This window comes from Paraburkholderia sacchari, assembly GCF_000785435.2.
Taxonomy (GTDB): domain Bacteria; phylum Pseudomonadota; class Gammaproteobacteria; order Burkholderiales; family Burkholderiaceae; genus Paraburkholderia; species Paraburkholderia sacchari.
In genome coordinates, this window is record NZ_JTDB02000009.1 from 215,763 (window position 1) to 238,568 (window position 22,806).

Sequence of the window (22,806 nt, forward strand, 5' to 3'; positions counted from 1 at the left end):
CGGTCGAATGCACCTACGAAGACTTGCATGCCTGTGCGAGATACGCAACGACGTCATCGAGCGTCACGAGCCGCGCGTAGTCGGACTCGGGAATCTCCACCTTCAGCTTCTCGTGCAACTGCGTAAGAAAGTGCAACCAGTCGATGGAATCGAGATCGACCTGATGACGAAGCGGGCGATCGGTGCGCAGCGTCGCCTCTTCGATCTCGGGCGCAATGGACTTGAGCGTGGCCAGCACGACCGCGCGAATTTCAGTTTCGCTCATGGATCCAGTTCCTCGGGGTGCTGCAATGTCTCGCCCAGTTCGACCAGAAAGCGTGCGCCGCGATGGCCGTCGGTAACACGATGATCGGCCGCGAGGCTAGCCGTAACGGTGGGCATGACCTTCAGACCGCCAAGTTCGGCCCAGGGCCGTTCAGCGATGCGCCCGAACCCGACGAGGGCGACCTGCGGCGGATAGATGATGCCAAGCACCTCGCTGCTGCCCTGGTCGCCGAGGCTCGTGACCGTGATGGTGGGCTCGGACAGTTCGGAGCTTCGTAGTGATCCCGCACGGCACCGGCCCGTGAGGTCGATCAACTCGCGCATCAACTGGGCGAGCGGTTTCGAGTCGGTGTCGAGCAGGGCGGGGGCGACGAGGCCGCCATGACGCAGCGAGATCGCCACGCCAACGTGGATGCATGGCGCGGCGTGGAATTCACCGTCGCGCCAGGTACCGTTGAGATCGGGAAAACGCCGCAACGTGAGCGCGACGGCCTTGATCAGCGGCACGGCGGGCAAGAGCCGGTCCTCGATCGAGTGCCTTGCGTTTCGCGCGGTGAGCCACGCCAGCATGCAGCCGAGCGGGATCGTCTCCGATACGTAATAGTGCGGTATTTCCCGCTTTGAGCGTTCCATTGCTGCGGCGATGGTGTGGCGCATCGCGGCGAGCCGTTCCCCTGCGGCGGCTTTCGACGCGGCGGCGCCGGCCGTGGCGGCGGTTCGCTCGATGTCTTCGAGCGATACCGCACCATCGGGGCCAGTGGCCGTCACGGTATCGAGCGCTATGTGCAATTGCTGCGCGCGCTTGCGTGCGGCGGGCGACACTTTGCGGCGCGCGATGGGAGCACCGACGGTCGCACCAGCGGGAGGGCCGGGAGGCGCCACGGCCTGCGCACCCGGTGAACCCGGCTCGTGCAGGTGCTTGCGTGCAGGGCGCGTGGCTGGGGGCGGTTCGCCGGGCTCCAGCAGCGTGGCAATGGTCGTGCCCACCGGCACCTTCTCGCCCGCTTCGAGCATCAGCTCGTCGATGGTGCCTTCCTGCCAGCTCTCGATATCGACGGCCGCCTTGCTCGTGTCGACGATCGCCACGATCTGACCTTTCTTCACGGCGTCGCCCGGCTTGACCTTCCATTCAAGGAGCGTTCCCTCGTCCATGTCGGCACCCATGGAAGGCAGCTTGAACTCGATCATGTGTCGCGCTCCGGGTGCACAAGGGACATCACGACAGGAGCCTGCGGGCGGCGTCTGCGATAGTCGCGGCGTGGGGCAGGGCGGCTTCTTCCATATGGCGCGCATACGGGATCGGCACGTCCGCGGCGCAAACGCGTGCAACGGGCGCGTCAAGCTCGTAAAACACCTGCTCGACGATGCGCGTTGCAATCTCTGAAGCCAGGCTGGCGCTGCGCCAGCATTCGTCGACGATCACCGCACGCCGGCATTTTGTCACCGAGGCCATGATGGTTGCATCGTCGAGCGGCCGCAGCACGCGCAGGTCCACCACCTCGGCGCTCACCCCGCTTTGGGCGAGCAGGTCCGCAGCTTCCAGCGCCTTGCGTAGGCAGCCGCCATAGGCAAAGATCGCCACGTCGCTGCCCACCCGCCGTACTTTCGCAGAGCGGATGTCGACGCCCGTCACGTCGGGCAGCTCGTCTTCCATGTTGTAGAGCCCCGCGTGCTCGAAGATCAGCACCGGATCGGGATCGGCAAGCGCCGCCGCGAGCATGTAGCGCGCATCTTCGATAGTGGCGGGCGCGAGCGCCTTGATGCCAGGAATGCCTGCATACCAGCCCTCGAAGCTATGAGAATGCTGCGCTGCGACTTGGCGGCCGGCCCCGGTGGCCATCCGCACGACAAGCGGTACCGAGAACTGACCGCCGGACATATGGTGATAGAGCGCGGCGGTATTGACGATCTGATCGAGCGCCAGCAGGCTGAAATTCACGGTCATGACTTCCACGATGGGCCGCATGCCGCCGAGCGCGGCGCCAATGCCAGCGCCCGTGAATGCCAGTTCGGAGAGCGGCGTGTCGCGAATACGGTCGGGACCAAACGCCTCGAGCAGCCCGGCGGAAACCGCATAGCTGCCGCCATAACGGCCAACGTCTTCGCCCATGAGAAAGACCCGCGCATCCTGGGTTAGCGCTTCGCGCAATGCCTCGCGTAGTGCCTCGCGGTAACTGAGCCAGCGCGTCACGATGCGTCTCCCGTATGCGTATAAACGTACTTCGTCAAATCCTCGACCGGCTCCCAGGCGCCAGCCTCGGCAAACGCGACGGCTCGCGTGACTTCGGCTTCGACCTCAGCGTCGAGCGCCAGGAATTCCTCTTCGCTGAGCTTGCCTTCGCCCTTTAGCCGCTCGGTGAAGGTGTGGATTGGCCCGCGCGCTTTCCATTGCTCGACTTCCGCCTTGTCGCGGTACAACTCGGCGTCGTACATCGAGTGTGCGCGAAAGCGGTAGGTCTGCAATTCGAGGAACAGCGGTTGCCGCTTGCTGCGCACGTACGCCGCCGCCTGCGCCGTCGCTTCGGACACCGCCACGATGTCCATCCCGTCCGCGCGCCGCGCTTCAATCCGGTATGCCGCGGCTTTTGCGCAGAGATCGGTTTGAGACTGGTAGCGCTCAAGCGCCGTGCCCATCGCATACAGGTTGTTCTCGCAGCAGAAGAGCACCGGGAGTTGCCAAAGCGCCGCGAGGTTCATCGATTCGTGGAACACGCCTTCCGCCACCGCGCCGTCGCCGAAAAAGCACGCGGTGATACGTTTGGCATGTTGCATCGTGTCGGCGAGCGCCAGGCCCACCGCGAGCGGCAGGCCCCCGCCCACAATGGCGTTACCGCCGAAGAGGCGCGTCTTGCGGTCGAACAGGTGCATCGATCCGCCGCGGCCATGTGCGCAGCCTTCGAATTTGCCGTACATCTCCGCCATCAGCACGCCCATGTCCATGCCACGCAGCAACGCATGCGCATGCTCGCGATACGTGGCGACGATATTGTCGTCGGCGTCGAGTGCGTGAATCGCGCCGACACCCGTCGCCTCTTCACCAATATATAGATGCAGAAAGCCGCGGATCTTGCCCGCGCCGTAAAGCTCCGCGCACTTCTCCTCGAGCCGGCGCACGCGCAGCATGTCGCGCAGCAGCGCGAGTGCGCGCGCCTTGTCGTAGGGAACCGGTCCGGAGGGTGGCGCCGGTGCGGGGTGATCGATAGCCGTCAAGATCCGGACTCCAGGGTTGAGGTATCGCCTTCGGCGAGGCCGAGCTCACGCGCTTTCAGCAGCCGGCGCATGATCTTGCCGCTACGTGTATGGGGCAGTTGCGCGACGAACTCCAGCTCCTTCGGCGCGACAGCCGCGCCAAGACGCTTGCGCGCATGGCCGAGCAACTCCATACGCAGCGCTTCGCCAGCCTTGTAGCCCTGATTCAGTGCGACGAATGCCTTGACCGTCTCACCCACTACCGGGTCTGGCTTGCCGATGACTCCGGCTTCCGCCACCGCCGGATGCTCCATCAGCGCGCTTTCCACCTCGAATGGCCCGATCAGGTGGCCGGCGGACTTGATCACGTCGTCGGCGCGGCCGACAAACCAGTAGTAGCCGTCTGCGTCGCGCCGCGCAAGGTCGCCGGTCAAATACCAATCCCCCGCGAAACTCTTTAGGTAACGTGCTTCGTTGTTCAGGTAGCCGCGAAACATGGCTGGCCAGCCACGCCTGAGAGCCAGCTCGCCCTGGGTGTCCGGCGTCTCGAGAACCCGGACGCTTCCGTCTTCGAGGTGCTCGACGATCGCGGCATCGACGCCCGGTAGCGGCCGGCCCATTGAGCCTGGCTTGATGTCGAACGCCGGCGTGTTCGCAATCATGATGCCGCCGGTTTCGGTCTGCCACCAGTTGTCGTGGATCGGTAGACCCAGCACGTCCTTGCCCCAGCAGACGGCCTCGGGGTTCAGCGGTTCACCGACGCTCGCCACGAAGCGCAACTGCGGTAACGCGTACTTCCTCGCGATCGGCGCGCCGGCCCGCATCAGCATGCGGATCGCGGTAGGGGCGGTGTACCAGACCGAAACGCGTTCGTCCTGCAGGATGCCGTACCAGCGTTCGGCGTCGAACTCCTCGCGGTCGACCACCGAGGCGACGCCGTGCAGCAATGGCGCGATAACGCCATACGACGTACCCGTCACCCAGCCGGGGTCCGCAGTGCACCAGTAGACGTCGTCGGGGTGCAGGTCGAGTGCGTAGCGGCCGGTCACCCAGTGCGTGATCGCGGCGCCATGCACGTGCAGCGCGCCTTTCGGTATGCCGGTGGTGCCGCTCGTGAAATGCATCAGCGCGAGGTCGTTGGCCGAGGTCTGCTCGCAAGCGCAGGCATCGGACGCCTGCGCCATCAGCATGGCAAGGTCGCGCGTGCCAGGAACGGCGGTTTGGCCTCCGTCTTCGGCCACCAGCAGCACATGTTTCAAGCTCGGCATCTGGTCGAGACAGTGGGCGAGCTTGCGCTCGAAGAGCAGGTCGGTCGTCACGAGCACCGTACCCGCGCCGAGGTTCACGCGAGTCGCAATGGGCTCGGGCCCAAAGGCGGAGAATAGCGGCGAGACGACGGTGCCGTTCTTGAGCGCGCCAAGCAGCGCGATATAGAGTTCGGGAATGCGACCACTCAGGATGAAAAGGCGGTCACCCTTGCCCACGCCGAGCTGGCGCAGAACGTTGCAAAAGCGGTTCGTAAGCGCCGCGAGTTCGGCATAGCTGATGTTCGTGGCGGATGCGTTGCGGGCGAGAAAGCGCAATGCGATTTTCGTGCCGTGCGGCCCCGTGCAATGACGATCCACTGCCTGCCAGGCGATATTGATGCCGCCTCCGGGCTCGACCGACAGTTCACGGACTGCCGCCTCCCACGAAAATCGGCAGCGCTCTCCCTCGTAGTCGACAAAATTCGGGGCAACGCGCAGGTCGGCCGCGCTCTTGTGGATGATCGATTGTGTGTCCATCTCTGCGATTCCCATCCGGAAGCGGCAACTCTCGATGTCCTTCGAATCTTTGGGGGGCTGCGGGACGTCCCTACACCTGGCCCACGTTAGCGATCGCGTTTTGCGCCTTGCCGTTCGGACTGACGACGCCACCTCGCGAACCCGAATTGACTGAGCTTGGGGGCAAGCCCGCTTGCGCAACCTCAGACAACTTTCTGTAGTAATGCATGGCATGCGAGAGGCAGGAGGGCAGCATCAAACTGCCAATTGTCATGTACTCGGGCACGCTGCGCGTGAGCGCGCAGCGTGCCGAGGTTTCCATACAAAGCGCCAGCCAGTCGGCGCACGCTTGGGTCTGAACATTCGCGAGGGCCATCCAGGTGCCCGCGAGGGCATGTGGTCTCGGGAAGCTGGAAAGTGTCCGCGAGGGCGAGGTGGGGCTGGGCATGAGCGTCTCCGGCGTGAACGGTTCCCCGTGGTAGCGGAAGCTGCGCGTTGCGCAGCATCATTTCATCACGCTAGTCCCCAATCGATCACGACGTTTGAGACAGGTCAAATACAAGGCGCATAGGCCTCCACGCGTTACCTTCCGATTATTGATGTGTATGAAATCGCGGTGGCACCGCGCGTAGGAGAGTCACATACCGCTTACAGTCGCGGGAGACACAGTCACGCCGAGGGGAAATGTAAAGCGTGGGCCGCAATCGGCACGTGCTCACCGGGACGCTGCTGGTTTCGTGCCGGTCCCGATGTCTGAGGTCTATCAGTTGCTGGAGCCCGGCCCTGTGGTGTTCCTGACGACGTCGGACGAGAGACGTTGCAACGTCCTGACAATGTAGTGGCACACGATGGTCGAGTTCGAGCCACCGCGAATCACCTGCGTCGTGAGCCATGCGGATTATAGTTTCTCAGCGCTGCGTTCAAGGGGAGAATGCGTGATTGCGGTGCCAAACGTGTCGCTCGTGAAGCAGGTCATCGAAGTTGGCAATGCGAAGTACGACGATGGCGAAAAACGGACTCGTGGTCCATTTCAAATCGAGGAACGATCATGCCTGAATTTATTCTGATGACACGGCTTTCGGCGGAAGCGCTCCGCTCTGGTCGGAACGCGGAAGCGCATGAGGAACGCGCGCTCGAGCGGATTGCGAGCGCGTGCCCTGGGATAGAGTGGAAGCATAGCTATGCGATGCTCGGACAGTACGATTTCCTGGATATATTCTCTGCACCGGACATGGAGACAGCCATGCGGGTGTCGGCATTGATGCGAACATTGGGGCGGTCCCACTCCGAGGTGTGGCCGGCGATCCCCCGAAAAGAGTTTCGCGCGATCATCGAGTCAATTGCCTGACCTTGCTGAACGCGGGATTGCGTCGGTCTGATGGCTGGACTGAATGCAGGCGCGACTCGGGCATTGTCACGCTTACGAACTGAACCACTGTGGTTTGGTATCGGATGGTCGTTTCCGCCCGCCAGCGAGCGGTGCGTTAGGCGCACCGCACTTATGCGTGCAGCGGCGATTGGGCACGCACGCTGCATAGGGCGGAAAGAAGGGGCGCCACGTTTCACGAATAGATCTTGCTTACCTCCCTCAACTCGACAACGGCGTCGCCCATGGCGGCTGCGCTCATCGGTGGAGTTGCGGCGTGACCGGCGACCCATGACTCCCGCGGTCGCCGCCCGCGCGCCGCTCTCCAACGATCACGAGAGCGCCCTCGTGAAGCGCATCGCCCGCGACTTCCGCATAGCTGTCATCGTCGAACCCTGTCGTAATGCCGACCGCTACTGGCTTGCGTCCATCGTGTTGCTCGACTTCGACCACAGCGAGGCAGGTCGCGACCTCGTCTCCCACTTTCTCGCCACGGGTGGCCCGTCGTTACGTGTTTGATCGAAGTTAATGGCCCACCTGCGCTAGCGCATGATCATTTGACAAAGGTTTGCCGTCCGGCCACGCCCGGCGGCAGCCTGCCCATGCTTGCCCACCGAAGGGGGAGAGATCATGAAAGTCGAGGAATGCCATAGCCACGGCACGGTGCACATTCCGATGTCATGCAATCTGCAGGAGGTCGCCAGGCAAATGGCCGCGCAACACGTGGGCGCTCTAATCGTGACCGATTTGGGGCGGCAGAATCACATCGTCGGGATCGTGACAGATCGGGACATCGTGCTTGGCGCGGTGGCGACCGGAAGATCACCGGGCGAGACGATGGTTGGCGAATTGATGACTCAGGGCGTTGTGACGGTCGACGAGGCAGCGGATGTCAGCACTGCAATGCAAACCATGATGTCGCAAGGGGTACGGCGGCTCGCCGTGCTTCGTGGTGGCAGCGAAATCGTCGGGGTTCTATCGCTCGACGACGTGATCGACGCACTGGGCCGCGACTGGAGCATGTTGACCGCCATTTTGCGCAGCGAGCAAAACCGCGAGCGCACGGGCAGCGTGCAGACGCCGCTTCACGCATAGCATTTCTATAGAAGAGGAATGCGAGGTATCTGCTCCATCCGCGACTTTACTGATCGAGAGTCCACTCTCACAGCATTCATCTGACTTGAAACCAACTTGCAATGGCTGGGTGGCAGCGGGCATGAACCGCGATGGAAGCCTGCAATCGCACACTGAGGAGAATCGCTGAATGCCATTGTGTGTAATGAGTGGTACGGGCTGCCGGGAATGCGGCGCCGACCTTCCGGTCCGCACATGCTGCGCAGGTTGGCTGGAGCAATGCTGCGGGCGCATCAGGGTGAGCTTTCGATCGAATACCGGGATGGCGAACGTCGGGCGCGGGCGAGTTGGTGCCACGCTCAGCATGAATACAGAGCGGTCTCAGAGCGATTTCATCGCGCATATCGCCTATCCGAAGCGCACGGCACCTTCGAAGCAGTAACTCGACTCACCGTGGGACGGTTCGCGATGCACCTGGTCCCGCCGTGCGATGAAGCAGCATGCCTCGTACGGGTTGGGAAGATCCTTGGCCATCGAGCGTCGTCCTTCGGCCTTGTTTCGTCGACGTCATGCATGAGCCATGCGCCGCTTGACTGACCAACGGTGCCGGGCCATTTATTGTGTCTTGATATAACTCAAGCGTTGAGTGGTGGCCATAACGGAGGATCGACATGCGAGGTGTTTGCCTTGCCCGTCGTTCCGGGGTGCTCGATGCGTGTCCATCAAATGTCTGTGTCCGATGCCATTGCCAGTCTCAGGAGCCACCCATCGGGACTCACGTCCGCGGATGCGGCACTCAGGCTGCTGGAGTATGGCCCAAACAAGGTGGGAAGCGTTGCCGGGGAGCCCATGGCTTTGCGCTTCGCAAAGGAATTCACCAGCAACTTCTCTCTCATTCTCTGGTTCGCCGCTGCTCTCGCGCTTTTCGCGCAATGGCGCGCGCCCGGGCAAGGCATGCTGAAGATCGCAGTCGCTATCATCGTTGTGATTGTGGTGAGCGGCCTGTTTTCATTCTGGCAAGAATATCGTGTCGAACGAGCGCTCGCTGCACTGCAAGCCCTGCTACCGCAGCAAGCCAACGTGCTGCGGGAAAACCGGGTGGCCCGGCTGCCGGCAGAGCAACTGGTGCCGGGCGACGTCATCCTGCTCGGGCAGGGCGACAACGTACCCGCGGACTGCAGGCTTGTCGAGGCATTCGGCTTGTGTGTACAGAACGCCGCCATCACGGGCGAATCGCGGCCAAAGCCGCTCGACGCCGGGCCGAGCACGGCCCTCGAGCCTATCCAGAGCACGAACATCGTGTTCGCCGGTACATCCATAGTGGCCGGCGACGGGAGGGCCGTCGTTTTCGCTACCGGCGTGCGTACCGAGTTCGGCAGGATCACGCATCTGGTCCAGACGGCCGGCGGTGAAGTTTCACCCCTACGCAAGGAAATCGCTCACCTAAGCCGCCTTACGGCAATACTCGCCGTGTTGATCGGCTCCATTTTCTGTGCATTGGGCTGGGTGACAGGCATCGCGTTCTGGCAGGCGGTCATGTTCGGCATCGGGATCATTGTAGCGATGGTGCCCGAAGGGCTGCTGCCCACGCTCACGCTGGCGCTCGTACTCGCGACCCAGCGCATGGCAAAGCGCAATGTGCTCATCCGCTACCTGCCCGCGGTCGAAGCACTCGGCTCCACCACGGTGATCTGCACGGATAAGACGGGCACGCTCACACAGAATCGCATGGCGGTAAGGGAAGTGCTCCTTGGCGCGCGGCTACTCGCTGACGTTGCACAACTCTCAAGGACGCCGGGCCTCGTAGATCTCTATCGACCATTCTTTTGCATAGGCCTCATGTGCCACGATCTGAAAGAGACACAGATCGCAGGCGTGCAACAATGGCTGGGCGATCCGATGGAGATCGCGCTGGTAGAAATGGCACAGGCGGTTGCGCCGGACACAGCTTTCGACCCCTTGCTCGACAAGGTCCCGTTCGATACGGACCGGATGCGCATGTCAACCGTCCATCGGACTTCCGGCGGCATTGCAATCTATGTCAAGGGCGCGCCGGAAGCCGTCGTTACGCGCTGCGATCGCAGGTTGGTGGACGGCAAGGTCGAGCCTCTCGACGCTGGAAACATGAAACAGATCGCCGAGGTGCAGGAGAGGATGGCGCACAGGGGCCTGCGGGTGCTCGCGTTCGCGTATCGGCAGGAAGCGGCAGCGTGCGAGCGCGAGCACATCGAGGAACATCTGGTATTTGCCGGCCTTGTTGGCCTTGAAGATCCGCCCCGGCCCGAGGTCCCGGCAGCGATACGCCGCTGCCGCGAGGCCGGTATTCGGGTCATCATGATTACGGGCGATCATCCCTTGACGGCTGCGGCCATTGCCCGCGAAATTGGCCTGACGCGATCGGATAGTCCGAAGCTCATTACCGGAGATGAGCTCAGGGCGCTCACGCCGAGCCAGTTGCAACTTGCCCTGGATGCCGAAGACATCATCTTTGCGCGCGCTGCGGCGGACCAGAAGATGCAAATCGTGGAAACACTCAAACGCAAAAAGCAAATCGTTGCGGTCACCGGCGACGGTGTCAACGATGGACCGGCGTTGAGGTGCGCACACATCGGTATCGCGATGGGCGTAGCGGGCACAGACGTCGCAAAAGGTGCAGCGGACATGGTACTGCTCGACGACAACTTCGCGGCCATCGTAGACGCGGTCGAGGAGGGACGGGCGGTATACGCCAATATCCGCAAATTTTTGACCTACGTGCTGGTTCACAATGTCGCCGAACTCGTGCCTTACATTGCGTTCGTACTCCTGCGCGTCCCGCTGGCGCTGACGCCGATACAGGCGCTGTCAATCGACATGAGCACTGATGCGCTCACGGCGCTTGGCCTTGGCGTCGAGAGGCCAGACCCTGGCGTGATGCGTCAGCCGCCTCGCCTTCAAACCGAGCGGCTCATGAACCGGGCGCTTGCGCTGCGCTCGTACCTGTTTCTCGGCCTGATTGAAGCTGCCATCGCAATGGCTGCATTCTTTTTCGTATTGCATCGTGGGGGCTGGGCACACGGAGCCGTCTTTCCAATCTCCTCTCCCCTTTATCTGCGTGCCACGACCGCATGCCTGAGCGCAATCGTCGCGATGCAGGTCGTCAACGTCTTCCTGTGCAGGAGCGAGACCAAGTCCGTGCTCACGACGGGATTGTTCGGCAATCGTCTGCTTGGATGGGGCGTCGTGACTGAGATCGGTCTGCTTCTGTTGATCAACTACACGCCTTGGGTCAATGAACTGCTTGGAACGAGGGGAATCGACACGCAAACTTGGCTCTTTCTCGCACCGTGTGGCGCTTTCATGCTGGTTCTGGAGGAGACGCGCAAGGTGATCGTTCGCAGAGCAAGAGCGAAGGCTTAAACCGTCCAGCGGCGCGATGGCTCTTCGTCTTTCGATCGACGCACTTATTGACGTGAAATCCGATGCAAACGGCGCAGCAGTTGGCGATCACGATCCTCGAGGCAATCAGCTCGCGTGTTTTCCTGGGGCTACATTGTGGGCACCCGCTATTGCGAGCTTGCCGAACACCGACATAAGCTCGGGCGACGTCTGCTTACGTAACTCTACGGAAGTGCTCATGGATGGCCTGGCGCTTTTTGCGCATCAGTTCCGTTGTGTTCCGCCATTTCGCCGGGGTGGTTTTGGGGGTAACCGTACATTGCCCCACAATGAGAGTCCGACCCGGATCAGCTTCTCCGATTGTGTCCTCGACACGGGCCGGTCTTGTCAGGGCGACATTAGAAAGCGCCTGACGGTATTGATGACGATGTCGTCGCGACCGATCATCTCGATGTGATTCATGTTTGGGCAAAGTTGGCACTGGTTCCCTATTGCTGTCCGTGGAGAGGTGGTAAGTGCCGGCAGTATTCTTCGGTATCGACGACGGTATCATGCCAATATGAGTTGGTGGAACAGTTGCGCGTTCAAGGGTCCAGCTCGCCTGTGGACAATCGAATGGGTGTTCAATTTCTCAGCGATCCCTGCACCAAAACATCTACTAGAAGAGTTGATCGTAGCTGATCGGCGCGAAGTGTGGGTAGGGGGCGATCCGTAACGGTGGGAGTCAAACCTGGCGGGGCGTTCCGGACGATTGTTGGAGTTGTCTGCCTTCGGCCATCATGGCTCCCGCCGTTTGGCCCTCCCACACACACTCATTTCCATTTCTGCCTCGTAGTCGTACGGCTCAAGATCGTCACGGCTGACTGGCCAGTCACAATGCACGATTTGTCCGGGTGAACGTCGCCTCTGTCCGTTGAGGGGAACGTGGCTCAGGCTCTACATTGGCGTCATTAAACCCACCGGGCGCCTGCGAGAAATAGTGTTACCTCGCGCGCCACCCGTCCGAACACCCTCCAGCGGAGCGCCAGGTTCGGGCGGCTCTAGAGGAGACACCGCCATGGCCCATCAGATAACACTCCGTTTTGAGGATGGAGTGACCCGCTTCATCGAGTGCGAGGACGCAGAGCGCATCACCGATGCCGCCATTCGCGCCAAAATCAATATTCCACTCGATTGCCGTGATGGTGTGTGCGGCACCTGCAAGGCGGTCTGCGAGTCCGGCGAGTACGTTCTGGGCGACTGCGTTGAAGAGGCGCTCAGCCCTGAGGAGGCTCGCGCCCGCAAGGTTCTTACCTGCCAGATGAGTCCACGTTCGGACTGCGTGGTCCAGATCGCCACGAACTCCGATGTCTCCGGCACCGGCCTGGCGTCCCACAGGGGACGGATCGTCGCGTGCCAACGCGCGTCGGAAAGCACGATTGCCTTTTCGGTTGAACTGGAGAACCGCGCGGATCTCAGCTTCCTTGCTGGGCAGTACGTCAACGTCCGGGTGCCCGGAACCGATCAAACACGCTCCTACTCCTTCAGTTCGGCGCCGTCCGAATCGCATGTGTCGTTCCTCGTGCGCAATGTGCCACAAGGAGCGATGTCGACCTGGCTGTGCGAAACCGCCAAAGCAGGGGACGAAATCGAGTTTCGCGGTCCGATGGGAAGCTTCTACCTGCGCCCCATCGAGCGCCCGGTGCTCTTTCTGGCGGGCGGCACGGGCCTCGCGCCGTTCCTCTCGATGCTGGGCAGGATCGTCGAGGACGGCGGCAGCCCGTATCCGATTCACATGATCCTGGGCGTAAACAACGATGAGGATCTGGTTGGCGTCGACCGGCTCGAAGCCTTTGCACAGTGCCTGCCGAACTTCACCTATGCCTGCACCGTCTCCAGCCCCGATAGTGCTCATCCCAACAAGGGCTATGTCACCCATCACATCATCCCCTCCCAGCTCAACGACGGAGAGGCGGATGTTTACCTCTGCGGCCCGCCGCCGATGGTCGATGCGGTGCGTAATTACCTCTCGTCGGAAGGGCTAACGCCGCGCAACTTCTATTACGAGAAGTTTGCCGGCACCGGCCTGGTGGTGCAGACGGGTGAGGAGCGCATCGCACCTGTCGATGTCGATGAGGCCTTCGATCTGCGCATGGCGCTCGAACTGGGGGCGGCGCAGTTGACCATGGGCCGGCTGTCGAGCGAGCAGTTGATCCGCTTCCGCCAACTCGCCGAGGCGACGGCGCCGTGCGTGTCCCGGGAGCGCTTTACCGACGTGGCACGTTACATCGAGGCGAACCACGCTTTCCACATGTTCACGATCGAGGCATCTGGAAACGCCCAGCTGATCGCGCTCTATCGGCAACTGGCCGTGCAGGACTACATCGCTCGCGCGCTGACCGGCCAGATCGAGATCGTCGGCGACATCGTTCAGCAGCACCGGGATATTGTCAGCGCGTTTGAACTGGGCGACTTGAACAAGGCGCGAGACGTAATTGCACTGCATGCCCACCATTCCAGAGCCACGATGAGCCGGGCGCTGGAGCGCATGGCGCCGGGCAAGACGGCGCCCTTGGTCCCGGCGCCCCCCGTGCCGCCGATAGTTGTGCCTCGGAGCGCGCCGCAGATTTGTCCGTTCACAGCCAAAACGCTTCCGGCGTATTCACACGAACTGGACTGGCCCGAGGGGCTGGAGCCATTCAAGGTGGTCGACGACGGCTCGCAAGGCGACCCGTACGAGCACTACCGCTGGATGCGTGAGCATGCGCCGGTGCTGCGCTGCCAGTCGGCGACTTCGGACGTGTGGTTCCTCTCGCGCTATGACGATGTCTACCAGGCGATTCGCAATCCGAAACTGTTTTCTTCCGAGGTCGTCAGCCCGCCGCCGCTGACGTTCCTGACGCTTTTCGATGCACCCGATCATTCGCGCTTGCGCAAGGTCGTCCAGCCGTCCTTCCTGCCGCTGGCGCTCGATCCTTTTATCGAGCAGATCGCGCAAAGGGCGGAGGACCTGCTCGACGCAATGATCGCCAAAGGCGGCGGTGATGTGGTCGATGATTTCGCCATTCCGCTCAGCATCTCGACCATCTCCACGATGATCGACGTGCCGAACGAGGATGAGGAGAAGATGAAGTTCTGGTCCGACGAGACCTTTAGCTACTTCGGCCGCCTCGCCCGCAATGCGCCGGGGACCGGCACGGACGAGCAGAGCGCGCAAGCGTTCTTCGCATACCTTAAGGAAGCGATGGAGCGGCTCGCCCGCACCGATAGCCAATCGATTGGCGGACATATCGCGCGCATGTGGAAGGACGGTCTGCTTTCAGAAAAGGAAGCGAAGGAACTGTGCGCTTTCGTCTTCATCGCCGGGCACGACACGACGACCATCCTTGTTGCCAACGCTTTTCGCATGCTCGCCGAACAGCCGCATCTGCTGGGACGCATCCGCGAAAATCCCGCCGACGCCGAGCGCTTCGTCGAAGAGGTGGCGCGCTATCGCGGCACCGTCCAGCGCGTGAGTCGCATCACCACCGAGGCAACCACTGTCGCGGGCGTCGATCTGCCCAAGGGCGCGGTGGTGCGATTGCTGCTGTCGGCGGCGAACCGCGACAGCCGCAAGTTTGTCGACGGCGAGACGTTCGACATCGACCGCGATTCCAGCGGCCACCTGGGCTTCGGCAATGGCATGCACAAATGCCTTGGCGCGCCGCTCGCCAAACTGGAGACGCTGATCTCGACGAAGGCGCTGGCCCGCAAGATTGGCGCCATTGCGCTCGATCCCACGCGGCCGATCCAGTATGTGCGGGGCAACAATCTGACCAACTCCGGGCCGGAGCATCTGTTCGTCAAGCTGGGCGGGTTGCCGGCCTGAAGCGGGGGCAGGGGCGGGGGCGGGGGCGCGTCAGTCCGCGGCCCCTTTTGCGGGTGGCAAGGATCGATCGTGGGCCGCCGCGCGATATTCAGTAGGCCGAAGTCCAGTCTGCTTGCGAAAGAAACGGCCGAAATAGGCTTCGTCCTGAAACCCCAGTTCACTCGCGATCTGCTTCACGCTGAGCGTCGAATAGCCGAGTAGCCGCTTGGCTTCATGGATCGAGCGTGCGTCGATGGCCTCGCTTGCCGAGACGCCGAAGGCGGCGCGGCAGATGCGAGAGAGCTGACCGGTGGTCACACCCATCTCGTTGGCGTAGCTGGCGACCGGCCGCCGCTCACGGCAATGGCGGTCGAGAAGGGCGCGGAACCGTTCGATCCGAGCCGCCATTGTCCGCTGCTCGGAGCTGGCTGAAAGCCGGGCGCTCTCGCTGAGGCGCCCGATCTTGACGAAGAGGGCGATTGCCAGTGCCGCGCCCGCGGTGAACTGCCAGCGCTCGTGGCTCTCCGCCTCGTGCCCGATCGACTGAAAAAGCGTGTCCAACGGTGTGCCGCGTTCGACCTCGGGATCGACCGAGAGCACCGTTGGCGTGCGCATGAATTCCAGCAGCTCGGGCGCGGCCGTCATCGCCAGCGATTCCAGTGCGGGCTGCGCGGCGGTGATGACATGGCCGTCGATGTCGCTGCGGAAGTGAAAGCCGTGGACCGAGTGCGCTGGCACGACGATCAGGCATGGCGCAACGACCGCCCACCTCCTGCCGTCGATGAAGGTTTCGCCGCCCCCGCGGGTGACGTAGAGCACCTGGATCAGCGCGTCGTGGACGTGCGGCTTGATGTCGAAGTCGAAGCGGCCGGCACGCAGGGGAATGCGCTCGTAATGCACCATGTCGACCCAGGATTGGCCGGCTTCCGCACCGTACAGCGCGAAGTGCAGAACGGTCCGGGTGCGCTGTTGGTCATGAGCCATGATGCACGGTATGTCCTGTTATATGTCGTCTCTGTCCATTGTTCCACAGGCGCTCGAGGCGTTCAATGACGATACGGATTTCAGGAAGCGTAATTGCACGGAAAACTTTAGGAAAGTAATTACATGGCACAGCAAATTGAAAATCGCACAGCTGCGTCGGCCCCCTACGGGCTGAATCTGGATGGCAAGGTCTGCGTGATTACGGGTGCGGGTAGTGGCATTGGCGCCGGCATCGCGCGCGCCTTCGCCAGTGTCGGAGCCCATGTGGCGCTCGTGGACCGCAATCTTGCCGGCGCGGAAGCTGTCGCTGCAGAACTGCGCGAGGCAGGCGCCATCGCGCAGGCGTTCGGCTGCGACGTGTCGGACGAGGCTTCGGTTGCCGCAGCCGCGCACGAGGTTCGGGCAGCGCTCGGGCCGGTCAGCGTGCTCGTCAATAATGCAGGACTGCTACGCGCGGGATCGCTGGAGACGGTTTCGATCGCAGACTGGAACCAGGCGATCGCCGTGAACCTCACCGGCTATCTCCTGTGCGCGCGCGCGTTCGGGCGCGACATGCTGGCAGCGGGCAAGGGCAGTATCGTGCACGTTGCCTCGATTGCGGCGCTCAATCCGCAGACCAATAGCGGTTCCTATAGTCCCAGCAAGGCTGGCGTGCTGCTACTTTCGCGCCAGTTGGCGGCGGAGTGGGGCCCGCGCGGCGTGCGCAGCAACTGCGTGCTGCCCGGCATGATTCGCACCGCGCTGTCCGCGAAGTTCTACGAGGAGCCCGGCTTCGAGGCGCGCCGTGCCGTCGCCACCGCGAGCCGCCGCATCGGCGAGCCCGAGGACCTGGCCGGCCCGGCCATGTTCCTTGCCTCCGACCTTGCGGCCTACGTCAATGGCGCCGAGGTGCTCGTGGACGGCGGGCTCGATTGCATGCTGATGGACATGGTTCCGCGCCCCGGCTTTAATGCCACCCCGGCCGCGTGAGCGCCATCACACCATAACGAAAAGGAGAGTGCATATGGCCAAGGAGATCACTTGCGATCTGGTCGTGGTTGGGTCGGGTGCAGCAGGCCTCGCCACCGCAATCACGGCAAAGAAGCGCGGCCTCGATGTCATCGTGCTCGAAAAGGAGCCTGTGTTCGGCGGCACCACCGCGTTGTCGGGCGGGGTCTTGTGGATTCCGCTCAGCCAATATGGTCGGCAGCAGAACCCGGCGGACTCCGTCGAGCGCGTGCGCGAATACATGATGAGCGAGACGGGCAACAACTATGATGCCGCCGCGGTCCAGTGCTTTATCGAGAACGGGCCGAAGATGGTCGAGTTCTTCGAGCGGGAGACCGAGATGAAGTTCGTGCCCACGCTCTATCCGGACTATCATCCCGATGCGCCAGGCGGCGTCGACATCGGCCGCTCGGTCCTCGCCGCGCCCTATGATATTCGCGGGCTGGGCAAGGACATGCAGCGCCTCAAGCCGCCGCTCGAGACGATTACCTTCATGGGGATGATGTTCAATTCCTCTAACGCGGACCTCAAGCACTTCTTCCGCGCCACCAAATCGATTGTTTCGTTCTGCTACGTGGCCAGACGTTTAGCTACGCATATCAAGGAACTGGCGCTTTACCGCCGCGGAATCAATGTAACGAGCGGCAATGCGCTCGCTGCCAGGCTCGCGAAGTCGGCACTGGCGATCGGTATTCCGATCCACACCTCGACGCCGGTGAAGGAACTGCTGAGCAAGCAGGGCAAGGTGGCCGGTGTGCTCGCGAGCGCACCGGACGGTGAACTTCGCGTCGCAGCCCGCCACGGCGTCGTGTTGGCCTGCGGTGGCTTTCCGCACGATCTCAAGCGCATTGCGAAGGTCTATCCGCATGTGAAGCGCGGGGGGGAGCATCTCTCGCCCACGCCAGCTGGCAACACGGGTGATGGGCTGACCATGGCGGAGAAGGTGGGTGGCGCCGTGCAGCTGGGCTTCACCGATGCATCGGCCTGGATGCCTGTATCCAGGGTGCCTTTCGGCAAGGGCCGCACGGGCGTGTTCCCGCATCTGCTGGACCGCTACAAGCCTGGTGTAATCGGCGTCCTGTGCAGCGGTCAACGCTTCACCAATGAATCGAATTCGTACCACGACGTTGGCTCGGCGCTGATTCGTGCTTGCGAGGGTGAGCGGGAGACGGCGATGTGGCTGATCTGCGATAAGGTGGCACTGGGCAAGTATGGCCTGGGCTATGCCAAGCCCGCGCCAATGCCGCTGGGGCCGCTGCTGCGCAAAGGATACCTCGTCAAGGGCGAGACGATCGGCGAATTGGCGCGCAACTGCGGGATTGCTCAGGATGCGCTCGAGAAGACGGTCCGTGCCTACAACGTCGATGCCATGCGCGGCGAAGACCCGTCGTTCCATCGCGGCCGCACATCGTTCAACCGATATCTCGCCGATCCGGACAACAAGCCCAATCCTTGCGTTGCGCCGATTTCGACTGGCCCCTTCTATGCAGTGAAGGTGGTGATGGGCGATCTGGGCACATTCGACGGACTCCGGACCAGTGTCACGGGCGAGGTGCAGCGCGCGGACGGCAGCGAGATCGAGGGCCTCTACGCGGTCGGCAATGACCGGCGCAGCGTGATGGGCGGGAACTATCCGGGTGCCGGTATCACCCATGGGCCCAATATGACGTTCGGATATGTCACGGGCAACGCCATCGCCAACAAGGCTATGGCCAGCAAAGAAAAGGTGCACGCATGAGCCGCCACTCAATGTATCTCACCAAGCCTCTCGTGGATTTCCGGATCTACACTATCGCGCTGCGCAAGATGCCCGAGTTCATAGAGGTGTTCGACCGGCTCGCCATGCCGATCCTGCTCGAGACGCTTGGGCACCCGCTCGGTTTTTGGACGAGTCTGGTAGGGCAGCAGAACCAGTTCACCCACCTGTGGGGGTATGACAATCTTGCGGACTACGAACGACGGTGCCTCGCACGCGATACGCATCCGGATTTCCCGGCCTATCTCAAGGCATCGGGCCATTTGATCACGGCACAGGAGACACGGCTTATTCGTGCTGCCGAGTTGGGTAGCGTCGCAGTGTAAGCCGATACGCTGCCATCACACACTCGCTTCAGTTGTTTGCGCATATCGCGCTACGACGTACCCAATGCCAGATCGCGATGAGCGGAGCTCTGGAATTCGCGGGGCGTCGCGCCTGTCTGTTTGCGGAAGTAGCGGCTGAAATAGGCGCTGTCCTCGAATCCCAGGCTGTGCGCGATCTGCTTGACGGTCATGCCCGAATAGACCAGGTCGCGCTGCGCCTCGCGAATCAGATGGTCGTTGATCAGCGCGGTAGGTGACGAACCGAGCTCTTCGCGGCAGATGCGCCCGAGTTGCGGCGGGGTGACATCAAGCGCGGCTGCATAGAACTCGACCGGGCGGTGCTCACGGAAATGCTGGGCAATCAGCTCGCGGAAGCGTCTGATTTGCTGGCTGCGTCGCGCGGCGAGTCCGGCTGCCGGGACGTTGGCATGGTCAATAAGCCGCGCCGCCTGTACGAAAAGTGCCATTAGCAGTGACATGCCCGCTGCGGTGTAACCAGCCGCGCCGCGGCGAAACTCGTTCTCGAGCATATGAAAGAGAGGCATCAGCGTTTCATCGCTGGCTGCGGGCCCGCTCACCGGAATCACGGCGGGGCGCTGGAGAACCGCGACGAGCGTTGAAGAAACGGACTTCGCAATGGACTCCAGCGCGCGCTGCGCCGCCGTGACGACCAGGCCGTCGATCTCCGGCGAAAATGCGAAACCGTGCACCACCTGTGCAGGAAGGATCACAAGGCAGGGCGGGTTAAACGGTGTTTTTTCACTCTCGATGACGACGTGACCCTGGCCGCTGCGGATGTAGAGAAACTGCAGCAGTGCGTCGTGACGGTGCGCGGGAATGTTCCAGTCGTTCGGCCGGCTGCGTTCCGGAATCCACTCGAAATTGAATGCATCGTGCCACGGCGGCCGCGCGGCCGATGCTTCTCCATACAATTCGTAACTAGGGATTTTCCTCATGTCGCCTTCCCTCATATGTGCAGATTGTCCTGTTTTTCCATAGTTTTGTCCATGATCGGCCGACGCCGTCTGCCTATACTTCAGGCAGGCGAAATCGATGAATATTTTGTTCGAGACACAGGATGTGCTTTGGGATATTTCACTCATCCTGGAGATTCGGATGGCTAATTAATTGGCTGAATTCGCCGTAATAGAACGACATTAATCTCTGGAGACATCGCAATGAAAACGCTCGATCGCGTCGGCCTGGCCGGCGCGTTGCCCCCGTTCGTCTATCACGTTGCCGGAGGTCGGCAATGAAGACCCTCGAACGCGTCGTCGATCCCCAGGCCTTCATTGACGGACAACGGTTCTCCCCATTTCAGTGGGGCGTACTAGTGCTGTGCTTTCTCGTAGTCGCCGCCGACGGTTACGACACGGCAGCCATCGGCTTCATCGCGCCATCGCTCGTGCAGCAGTGGGGCATTGCGCGCGTGGCGCTCGGTCCGGTGATGAGCGCGGCGCTGGTCGGGCTCGGCATCGGTGCGGTGCTGGCCGGCCCGCTCGCGGACCGGCTCGGACGCAAGACCGTGCTGGTGCTTTCCGTGGCGTTCTTCGGACTGTGGAGCCTCGCGGCGGCATTTGCCGGCACGGTCGAGTCGCTGACCGTGCTGCGCTTCTGCACGGGTCTCGGCCTTGGCGCCGCGATGCCGAACGCCGTCACGCTGATGTCCGAATATGCGCCGGTGCGCGTGCGAGCGGTCGTCGTCAATACGATGTTCTGTGGCTTTTCAACCGGCCTTGCGCTCGGGGGATTCGCGTCCGCATGGTTGATTCCGCTATTTGGCTGGCAAAGTGTGCTGGTTGCGGGCGGTATCGGGCCGATCGTGCTTATGGTTCTGTTGATCCTGCTCTTACCGGAGTCCGTTCAGTTCATGGCGGTACGGCAGCGTGCCGACGCAAAAATCGCACGCATCCTCAGCCGTATTGCTCCCGGCACGGCGTTCGATGGCTGCCGTTTCGTCGCGGCCGAGGGCGGCGTGAGCGCGAAGCGTGAATCGGCGATTCGCGTCGTCTTGTCTCGACAGTACCGCTTCGGGACATTGATGCTGTGGCTCGCGTACTTCATGGGCCTGCTGATCTATTACCTTCTCACCAACTGGCTGCCCACGCTGTTTCGCGACACGGGTTTCTCCGGCGCGCGTGCAGCTCTGATGACGTCGCTGTTCCCGCTTGGTGGTGTGCTTGGCAATCTGTGCGTTGGCTGGTTCATGGACCGCCGCAACGCCAATCGCGTGATCGCAGCAACGTATGTGCTCGCCGCAGTAATGGTCCTGCTGGTGGGGCGTGGCGTCGGTCACCAGTTATGGCTCGGCACGCTTATCTTCCTGACCGGCACGTTGGTCACGAGCGCGGTCACGTCGATGTCCGCACTGGCCGCCGCGTTTTATCCGACGCATGGGCGAGCGACTGGCGTTGCCTGGATGCTCGGCGTGGGGCGCATAGGGGGAGTGGCAGGGGCACTGGTCGGTGCGGCTCTGATGGGCTTCGGCTGGCAGATCGGTTCGGTGTTCAGCTTGCTTGCCGTGCCGGCGCTGGTGTCGGCGTGCGCGCTGTTCGTGATGACAGGGCGCGGCAAAACTGTTTCTCAGACGCACACACAGCAAAGCGTGCCGATGCATTAGGCGATGTCACGGTTCGTTTCTTTCTGGAATTTTTTAAATAATTAGATATACAAATAAATAATTCAGGTTTGGAGAGACACAAATGAAAAAAAAGCTTCTCGCATTGGCCCCGCTTTGCCTGTACGGTGTATCGGCATGGGCGCAGAGCAGTTTGACGCTGTACGGCGTGCTGGACGAAGGCATCATGTTCAACAGCAACGTCGCCACGGGGCCTTCGAAAGGCGGGCAAAAGTGGTACCTCGACTCGCTCAACGGCATGTACGGCAGTCGTTGGGGCATGAAGGGGGCCGAGGACCTGGGCAGCGGCACGCGTGCGATCTTCGCGCTCGAATCCGGCGTGAATCTGAATTCGGGCGCGGCGGGGCAAGGGGGTCTCCAATTCGGACGCCAGGCGGCCGTCGGTTTGAGCAACCGGCGCTTCGGTGACCTCACGTTGGGGCGGCAGTACGATTCGGTCGTCAACTATGCGCAGGCGGTCACGATTCAGGGCTATCTGGCGAGCGAGGTTTTCCAGCATCCCGGCGATATCGACAACACTGCGAACTCGCTGCGCACCAACAACGCGATTCGTTACGCGAGCCCCAACATCAATGGACTCACGTTTGGCGCCACCTGGAGCGTCGGAGGCCAACCCGGCAATATCAGCGGCAACGGCGGCTATTCGGCGGGTGCGGCGTACTCCAATGGCGTGGTGACCCTGGCGGCCGCTTACCTCTACTTCAAGAATCCGACCGCGGCTACTGCTGGCCAGGGCTTCTTCACGAGCAACGGCAGCGGGACGCAGTTGACCGGCATCCTGAACAAGGCCTATGCAAGCGCGAATTCGTATCAGGTGGCGGTAGCGGGCGGGCTATACACGATCGGGCCGGTGCAGATCGGCGCGTCCTGGTCGAACGTCGAGTACGGCAATATCGTGGCGCTGGGCGGCGCGAGTGCACGATTCAATAACGTCGATGCGGGCGTCAAGTGGTCCGTCACGCCGGCATTCAGTCTTGGCGCGGCCTACGATTACACGAAGGGCAACAATGTGCGCACGCCGGAAGGCGCAAACGTCGGCAATCAGCATTTCAACCAGTTCAGCGTGATGGCCGACTACTTTCTTTCGAAGCGAACCGATCTCTATGCCGAGGGCGCGTACCAGATCGCGGCGGGTACCTCGTCCACGGGGGCGCCCGCGGCGGCTAACATCGGCAATGCCGGGGACTCGTCGAACACGCACCAGGTACTCGTGCGCGCCGCGATTCGCCATCGGTTCTGACGCAGGTTTGCGGGG

18 protein-coding genes and 1 pseudogene are annotated in these 22,806 nt (G+C 62.2%); 10 read left to right on the top strand and 9 right to left on the bottom strand.

The features are described from left to right. Positions 1 to 13: 13 nt before the first annotated feature. The 6 genes from NH14_RS26965 to NH14_RS26990 form a co-directional block, all read right to left on the bottom strand. Positions 14 to 265, bottom strand: a complete 252-nt coding sequence (locus tag NH14_RS26965; RefSeq protein WP_035534461.1) for an acyl carrier protein — start codon at positions 263 to 265, stop codon at positions 14 to 16. Further along, the gene (locus NH14_RS26970; protein ID WP_035534463.1) at positions 262 to 1,452 is read right to left on the bottom strand and encodes a dihydrolipoamide acetyltransferase family protein; all 1,191 of its coding nucleotides are present in this window, start codon (positions 1,450 to 1,452) and stop codon (positions 262 to 264) included. The genes NH14_RS26965 and NH14_RS26970 overlap by 4 nt, the downstream gene beginning before the upstream one ends. A gap of 28 nt (positions 1,453 to 1,480) precedes the next feature. Beyond that, positions 1,481 to 2,455, bottom strand: coding sequence for an alpha-ketoacid dehydrogenase subunit beta (locus tag NH14_RS26975; RefSeq protein ID WP_035534465.1), 975 nt, complete (start codon positions 2,453 to 2,455; stop codon positions 1,481 to 1,483). Then, positions 2,452 to 3,474, bottom strand: a complete 1,023-nt coding sequence (gene pdhA, locus NH14_RS26980; protein ID WP_035534466.1) for a pyruvate dehydrogenase (acetyl-transferring) E1 component subunit alpha — start codon at positions 3,472 to 3,474, stop codon at positions 2,452 to 2,454. The genes NH14_RS26975 and pdhA overlap by 4 nt, the downstream gene beginning before the upstream one ends. Next, positions 3,471 to 5,237 (bottom strand): acetate--CoA ligase, encoded by a 1,767-nt coding sequence (gene acsA / locus NH14_RS26985; protein WP_035534468.1) that lies wholly within the window; start codon positions 5,235 to 5,237, stop codon positions 3,471 to 3,473. Before acsA ends, pdhA begins: the two co-directional genes overlap by 4 nt. A 70-nt stretch (positions 5,238 to 5,307) precedes the next feature. Then, positions 5,308 to 5,664, bottom strand: a complete 357-nt coding sequence (locus NH14_RS26990; protein WP_152617357.1) for a hypothetical protein — start codon at positions 5,662 to 5,664, stop codon at positions 5,308 to 5,310. 600 nt (positions 5,665 to 6,264) lie between these two features. On the opposite strand from NH14_RS26990, the gene NH14_RS26995 reads away from it, so the two are divergent. From NH14_RS26995 to NH14_RS27010, 4 genes are all read left to right on the top strand, one after another. Then, entirely contained in the window at positions 6,265 to 6,564 is a 300-nt protein-coding gene (locus NH14_RS26995) for a GYD domain-containing protein (protein ID WP_035534473.1), read from the top strand. Between the two features lie 309 nt (positions 6,565 to 6,873). Continuing rightward, positions 6,874 to 7,101, top strand: coding sequence for a hypothetical protein (locus tag NH14_RS27000; RefSeq protein WP_035534474.1), 228 nt, complete (start codon positions 6,874 to 6,876; stop codon positions 7,099 to 7,101). Between the two features lie 111 nt (positions 7,102 to 7,212). After that, entirely contained in the window at positions 7,213 to 7,677 is a 465-nt protein-coding gene (locus tag NH14_RS27005) for a CBS domain-containing protein (protein ID WP_035534476.1), read from the top strand. Between the two features lie 705 nt (positions 7,678 to 8,382). Then, a complete protein-coding gene (locus NH14_RS27010; protein ID WP_237179771.1) occupies positions 8,383 to 11,055 on the top strand; it encodes a cation-translocating P-type ATPase in 2,673 nt (890 codons plus the stop codon). Here NH14_RS27010 and NH14_RS34155 read toward each other — a convergent pair. After that, positions 10,994 to 11,233, bottom strand: a pseudogene (locus NH14_RS34155) (carboxymuconolactone decarboxylase family protein); the annotation flags it as partial. The gene NH14_RS27010 and the pseudogene NH14_RS34155 sit on opposite strands and share 62 nt — an antisense overlap. Before the next feature lie 858 nt (positions 11,234 to 12,091). Here NH14_RS34155 and benC point away from each other — a divergent pair. Beyond that, positions 12,092 to 14,881, top strand: coding sequence for a benzoate 1,2-dioxygenase electron transfer component BenC (gene benC, locus NH14_RS27020; RefSeq protein ID WP_035534477.1), 2,790 nt, complete (start codon positions 12,092 to 12,094; stop codon positions 14,879 to 14,881). 30 nt (positions 14,882 to 14,911) lie between these two features. Here benC and NH14_RS27025 read toward each other — a convergent pair whose 3' ends face one another. Next, on the bottom strand, positions 14,912 to 15,844 hold the full coding sequence (locus NH14_RS27025; RefSeq protein ID WP_035534479.1) for a helix-turn-helix domain-containing protein: 933 nt from the start codon (positions 15,842 to 15,844) through the stop codon (positions 14,912 to 14,914). Between the two features lie 123 nt (positions 15,845 to 15,967). Here NH14_RS27025 and NH14_RS27030 point away from each other — a divergent pair, with 123 nt between their 5' ends. Genes NH14_RS27030 through NH14_RS27040 form a run of 3 tightly spaced genes read left to right on the top strand, consistent with a single transcriptional unit; the run spans position 15,968 to position 18,913 of the window. Next, the gene (locus NH14_RS27030) at positions 15,968 to 16,813 is read left to right on the top strand and encodes an SDR family NAD(P)-dependent oxidoreductase (RefSeq protein ID WP_035534480.1); all 846 of its coding nucleotides are present in this window, start codon (positions 15,968 to 15,970) and stop codon (positions 16,811 to 16,813) included. Positions 16,814 to 16,847: 34 nt separating this feature from the next. Further along, entirely contained in the window at positions 16,848 to 18,569 is a 1,722-nt protein-coding gene (locus tag NH14_RS27035; protein WP_035534482.1) for an FAD-dependent oxidoreductase, read from the top strand. Next, a complete protein-coding gene (locus tag NH14_RS27040) occupies positions 18,566 to 18,913 on the top strand; it encodes an NIPSNAP family protein (protein WP_035534484.1) in 348 nt (115 codons plus the stop codon). The genes NH14_RS27035 and NH14_RS27040 overlap by 4 nt, the downstream gene beginning before the upstream one ends. A gap of 50 nt (positions 18,914 to 18,963) precedes the next feature. On the opposite strand, the gene NH14_RS27045 is transcribed toward NH14_RS27040, so the two are convergent. Beyond that, positions 18,964 to 19,869, bottom strand: coding sequence for a helix-turn-helix domain-containing protein (locus NH14_RS27045; protein ID WP_035534505.1), 906 nt, complete (start codon positions 19,867 to 19,869; stop codon positions 18,964 to 18,966). 296 nt (positions 19,870 to 20,165) lie between these two features. Here NH14_RS27045 and NH14_RS27050 point away from each other — a divergent pair, with 296 nt between their 5' ends. Both NH14_RS27050 and NH14_RS27055 read left to right on the top strand, forming a co-directional pair. Further along, positions 20,166 to 21,533 carry an MFS transporter gene (locus tag NH14_RS27050; RefSeq protein WP_035534485.1) on the top strand — a complete coding sequence of 456 codons (1,368 nt, stop codon included), beginning with the start codon at positions 20,166 to 20,168 and terminating at the stop codon, positions 21,531 to 21,533. Between the two features lie 82 nt (positions 21,534 to 21,615). Continuing rightward, the gene (locus NH14_RS27055) at positions 21,616 to 22,791 is read left to right on the top strand and encodes a porin (RefSeq protein ID WP_035534486.1); all 1,176 of its coding nucleotides are present in this window, start codon (positions 21,616 to 21,618) and stop codon (positions 22,789 to 22,791) included. The last annotated feature ends 15 nt before the right edge of the window (positions 22,792 to 22,806 follow it).

Coding starts and splice junctions, on each gene's coding strand:
- NH14_RS27035 (WP_035534482.1), top strand. CDS start 16,848: ATGGCCAAGGAGATCACTTGCGATCTGGTCGTGGTTGGGTCGGGTGCA.
- NH14_RS27030 (WP_035534480.1), top strand. CDS start 15,968: ATGGCACAGCAAATTGAAAATCGCACAGCTGCGTCGGCCCCCTACGGG.
- NH14_RS27055 (WP_035534486.1), top strand. CDS start 21,616: ATGAAAAAAAAGCTTCTCGCATTGGCCCCGCTTTGCCTGTACGGTGTA.
- NH14_RS26970 (WP_035534463.1), bottom strand. CDS start 1,452: ATGATCGAGTTCAAGCTGCCTTCCATGGGTGCCGACATGGACGAGGGA.
- NH14_RS27025 (WP_035534479.1), bottom strand. CDS start 15,844: ATGGCTCATGACCAACAGCGCACCCGGACCGTTCTGCACTTCGCGCTG.
- NH14_RS27040 (WP_035534484.1), top strand. CDS start 18,566: ATGAGCCGCCACTCAATGTATCTCACCAAGCCTCTCGTGGATTTCCGG.
- NH14_RS27050 (WP_035534485.1), top strand. CDS start 20,166: ATGAAGACCCTCGAACGCGTCGTCGATCCCCAGGCCTTCATTGACGGA.
- acsA (WP_035534468.1), bottom strand. CDS start 5,237: ATGGACACACAATCGATCATCCACAAGAGCGCGGCCGACCTGCGCGTT.
- benC (WP_035534477.1), top strand. CDS start 12,092: ATGGCCCATCAGATAACACTCCGTTTTGAGGATGGAGTGACCCGCTTC.
- NH14_RS27045 (WP_035534505.1), bottom strand. CDS start 19,869: ATGAGGAAAATCCCTAGTTACGAATTGTATGGAGAAGCATCGGCCGCG.
- NH14_RS26965 (WP_035534461.1), bottom strand. CDS start 265: ATGAGCGAAACTGAAATTCGCGCGGTCGTGCTGGCCACGCTCAAGTCC.
- NH14_RS27005 (WP_035534476.1), top strand. CDS start 7,213: ATGAAAGTCGAGGAATGCCATAGCCACGGCACGGTGCACATTCCGATG.
- NH14_RS26995 (WP_035534473.1), top strand. CDS start 6,265: ATGCCTGAATTTATTCTGATGACACGGCTTTCGGCGGAAGCGCTCCGC.
- NH14_RS27000 (WP_035534474.1), top strand. CDS start 6,874: ATGACTCCCGCGGTCGCCGCCCGCGCGCCGCTCTCCAACGATCACGAG.
- NH14_RS26990 (WP_152617357.1), bottom strand. CDS start 5,664: ATGCCCAGCCCCACCTCGCCCTCGCGGACACTTTCCAGCTTCCCGAGA.
- NH14_RS27010 (WP_237179771.1), top strand. CDS start 8,383: ATGTCTGTGTCCGATGCCATTGCCAGTCTCAGGAGCCACCCATCGGGA.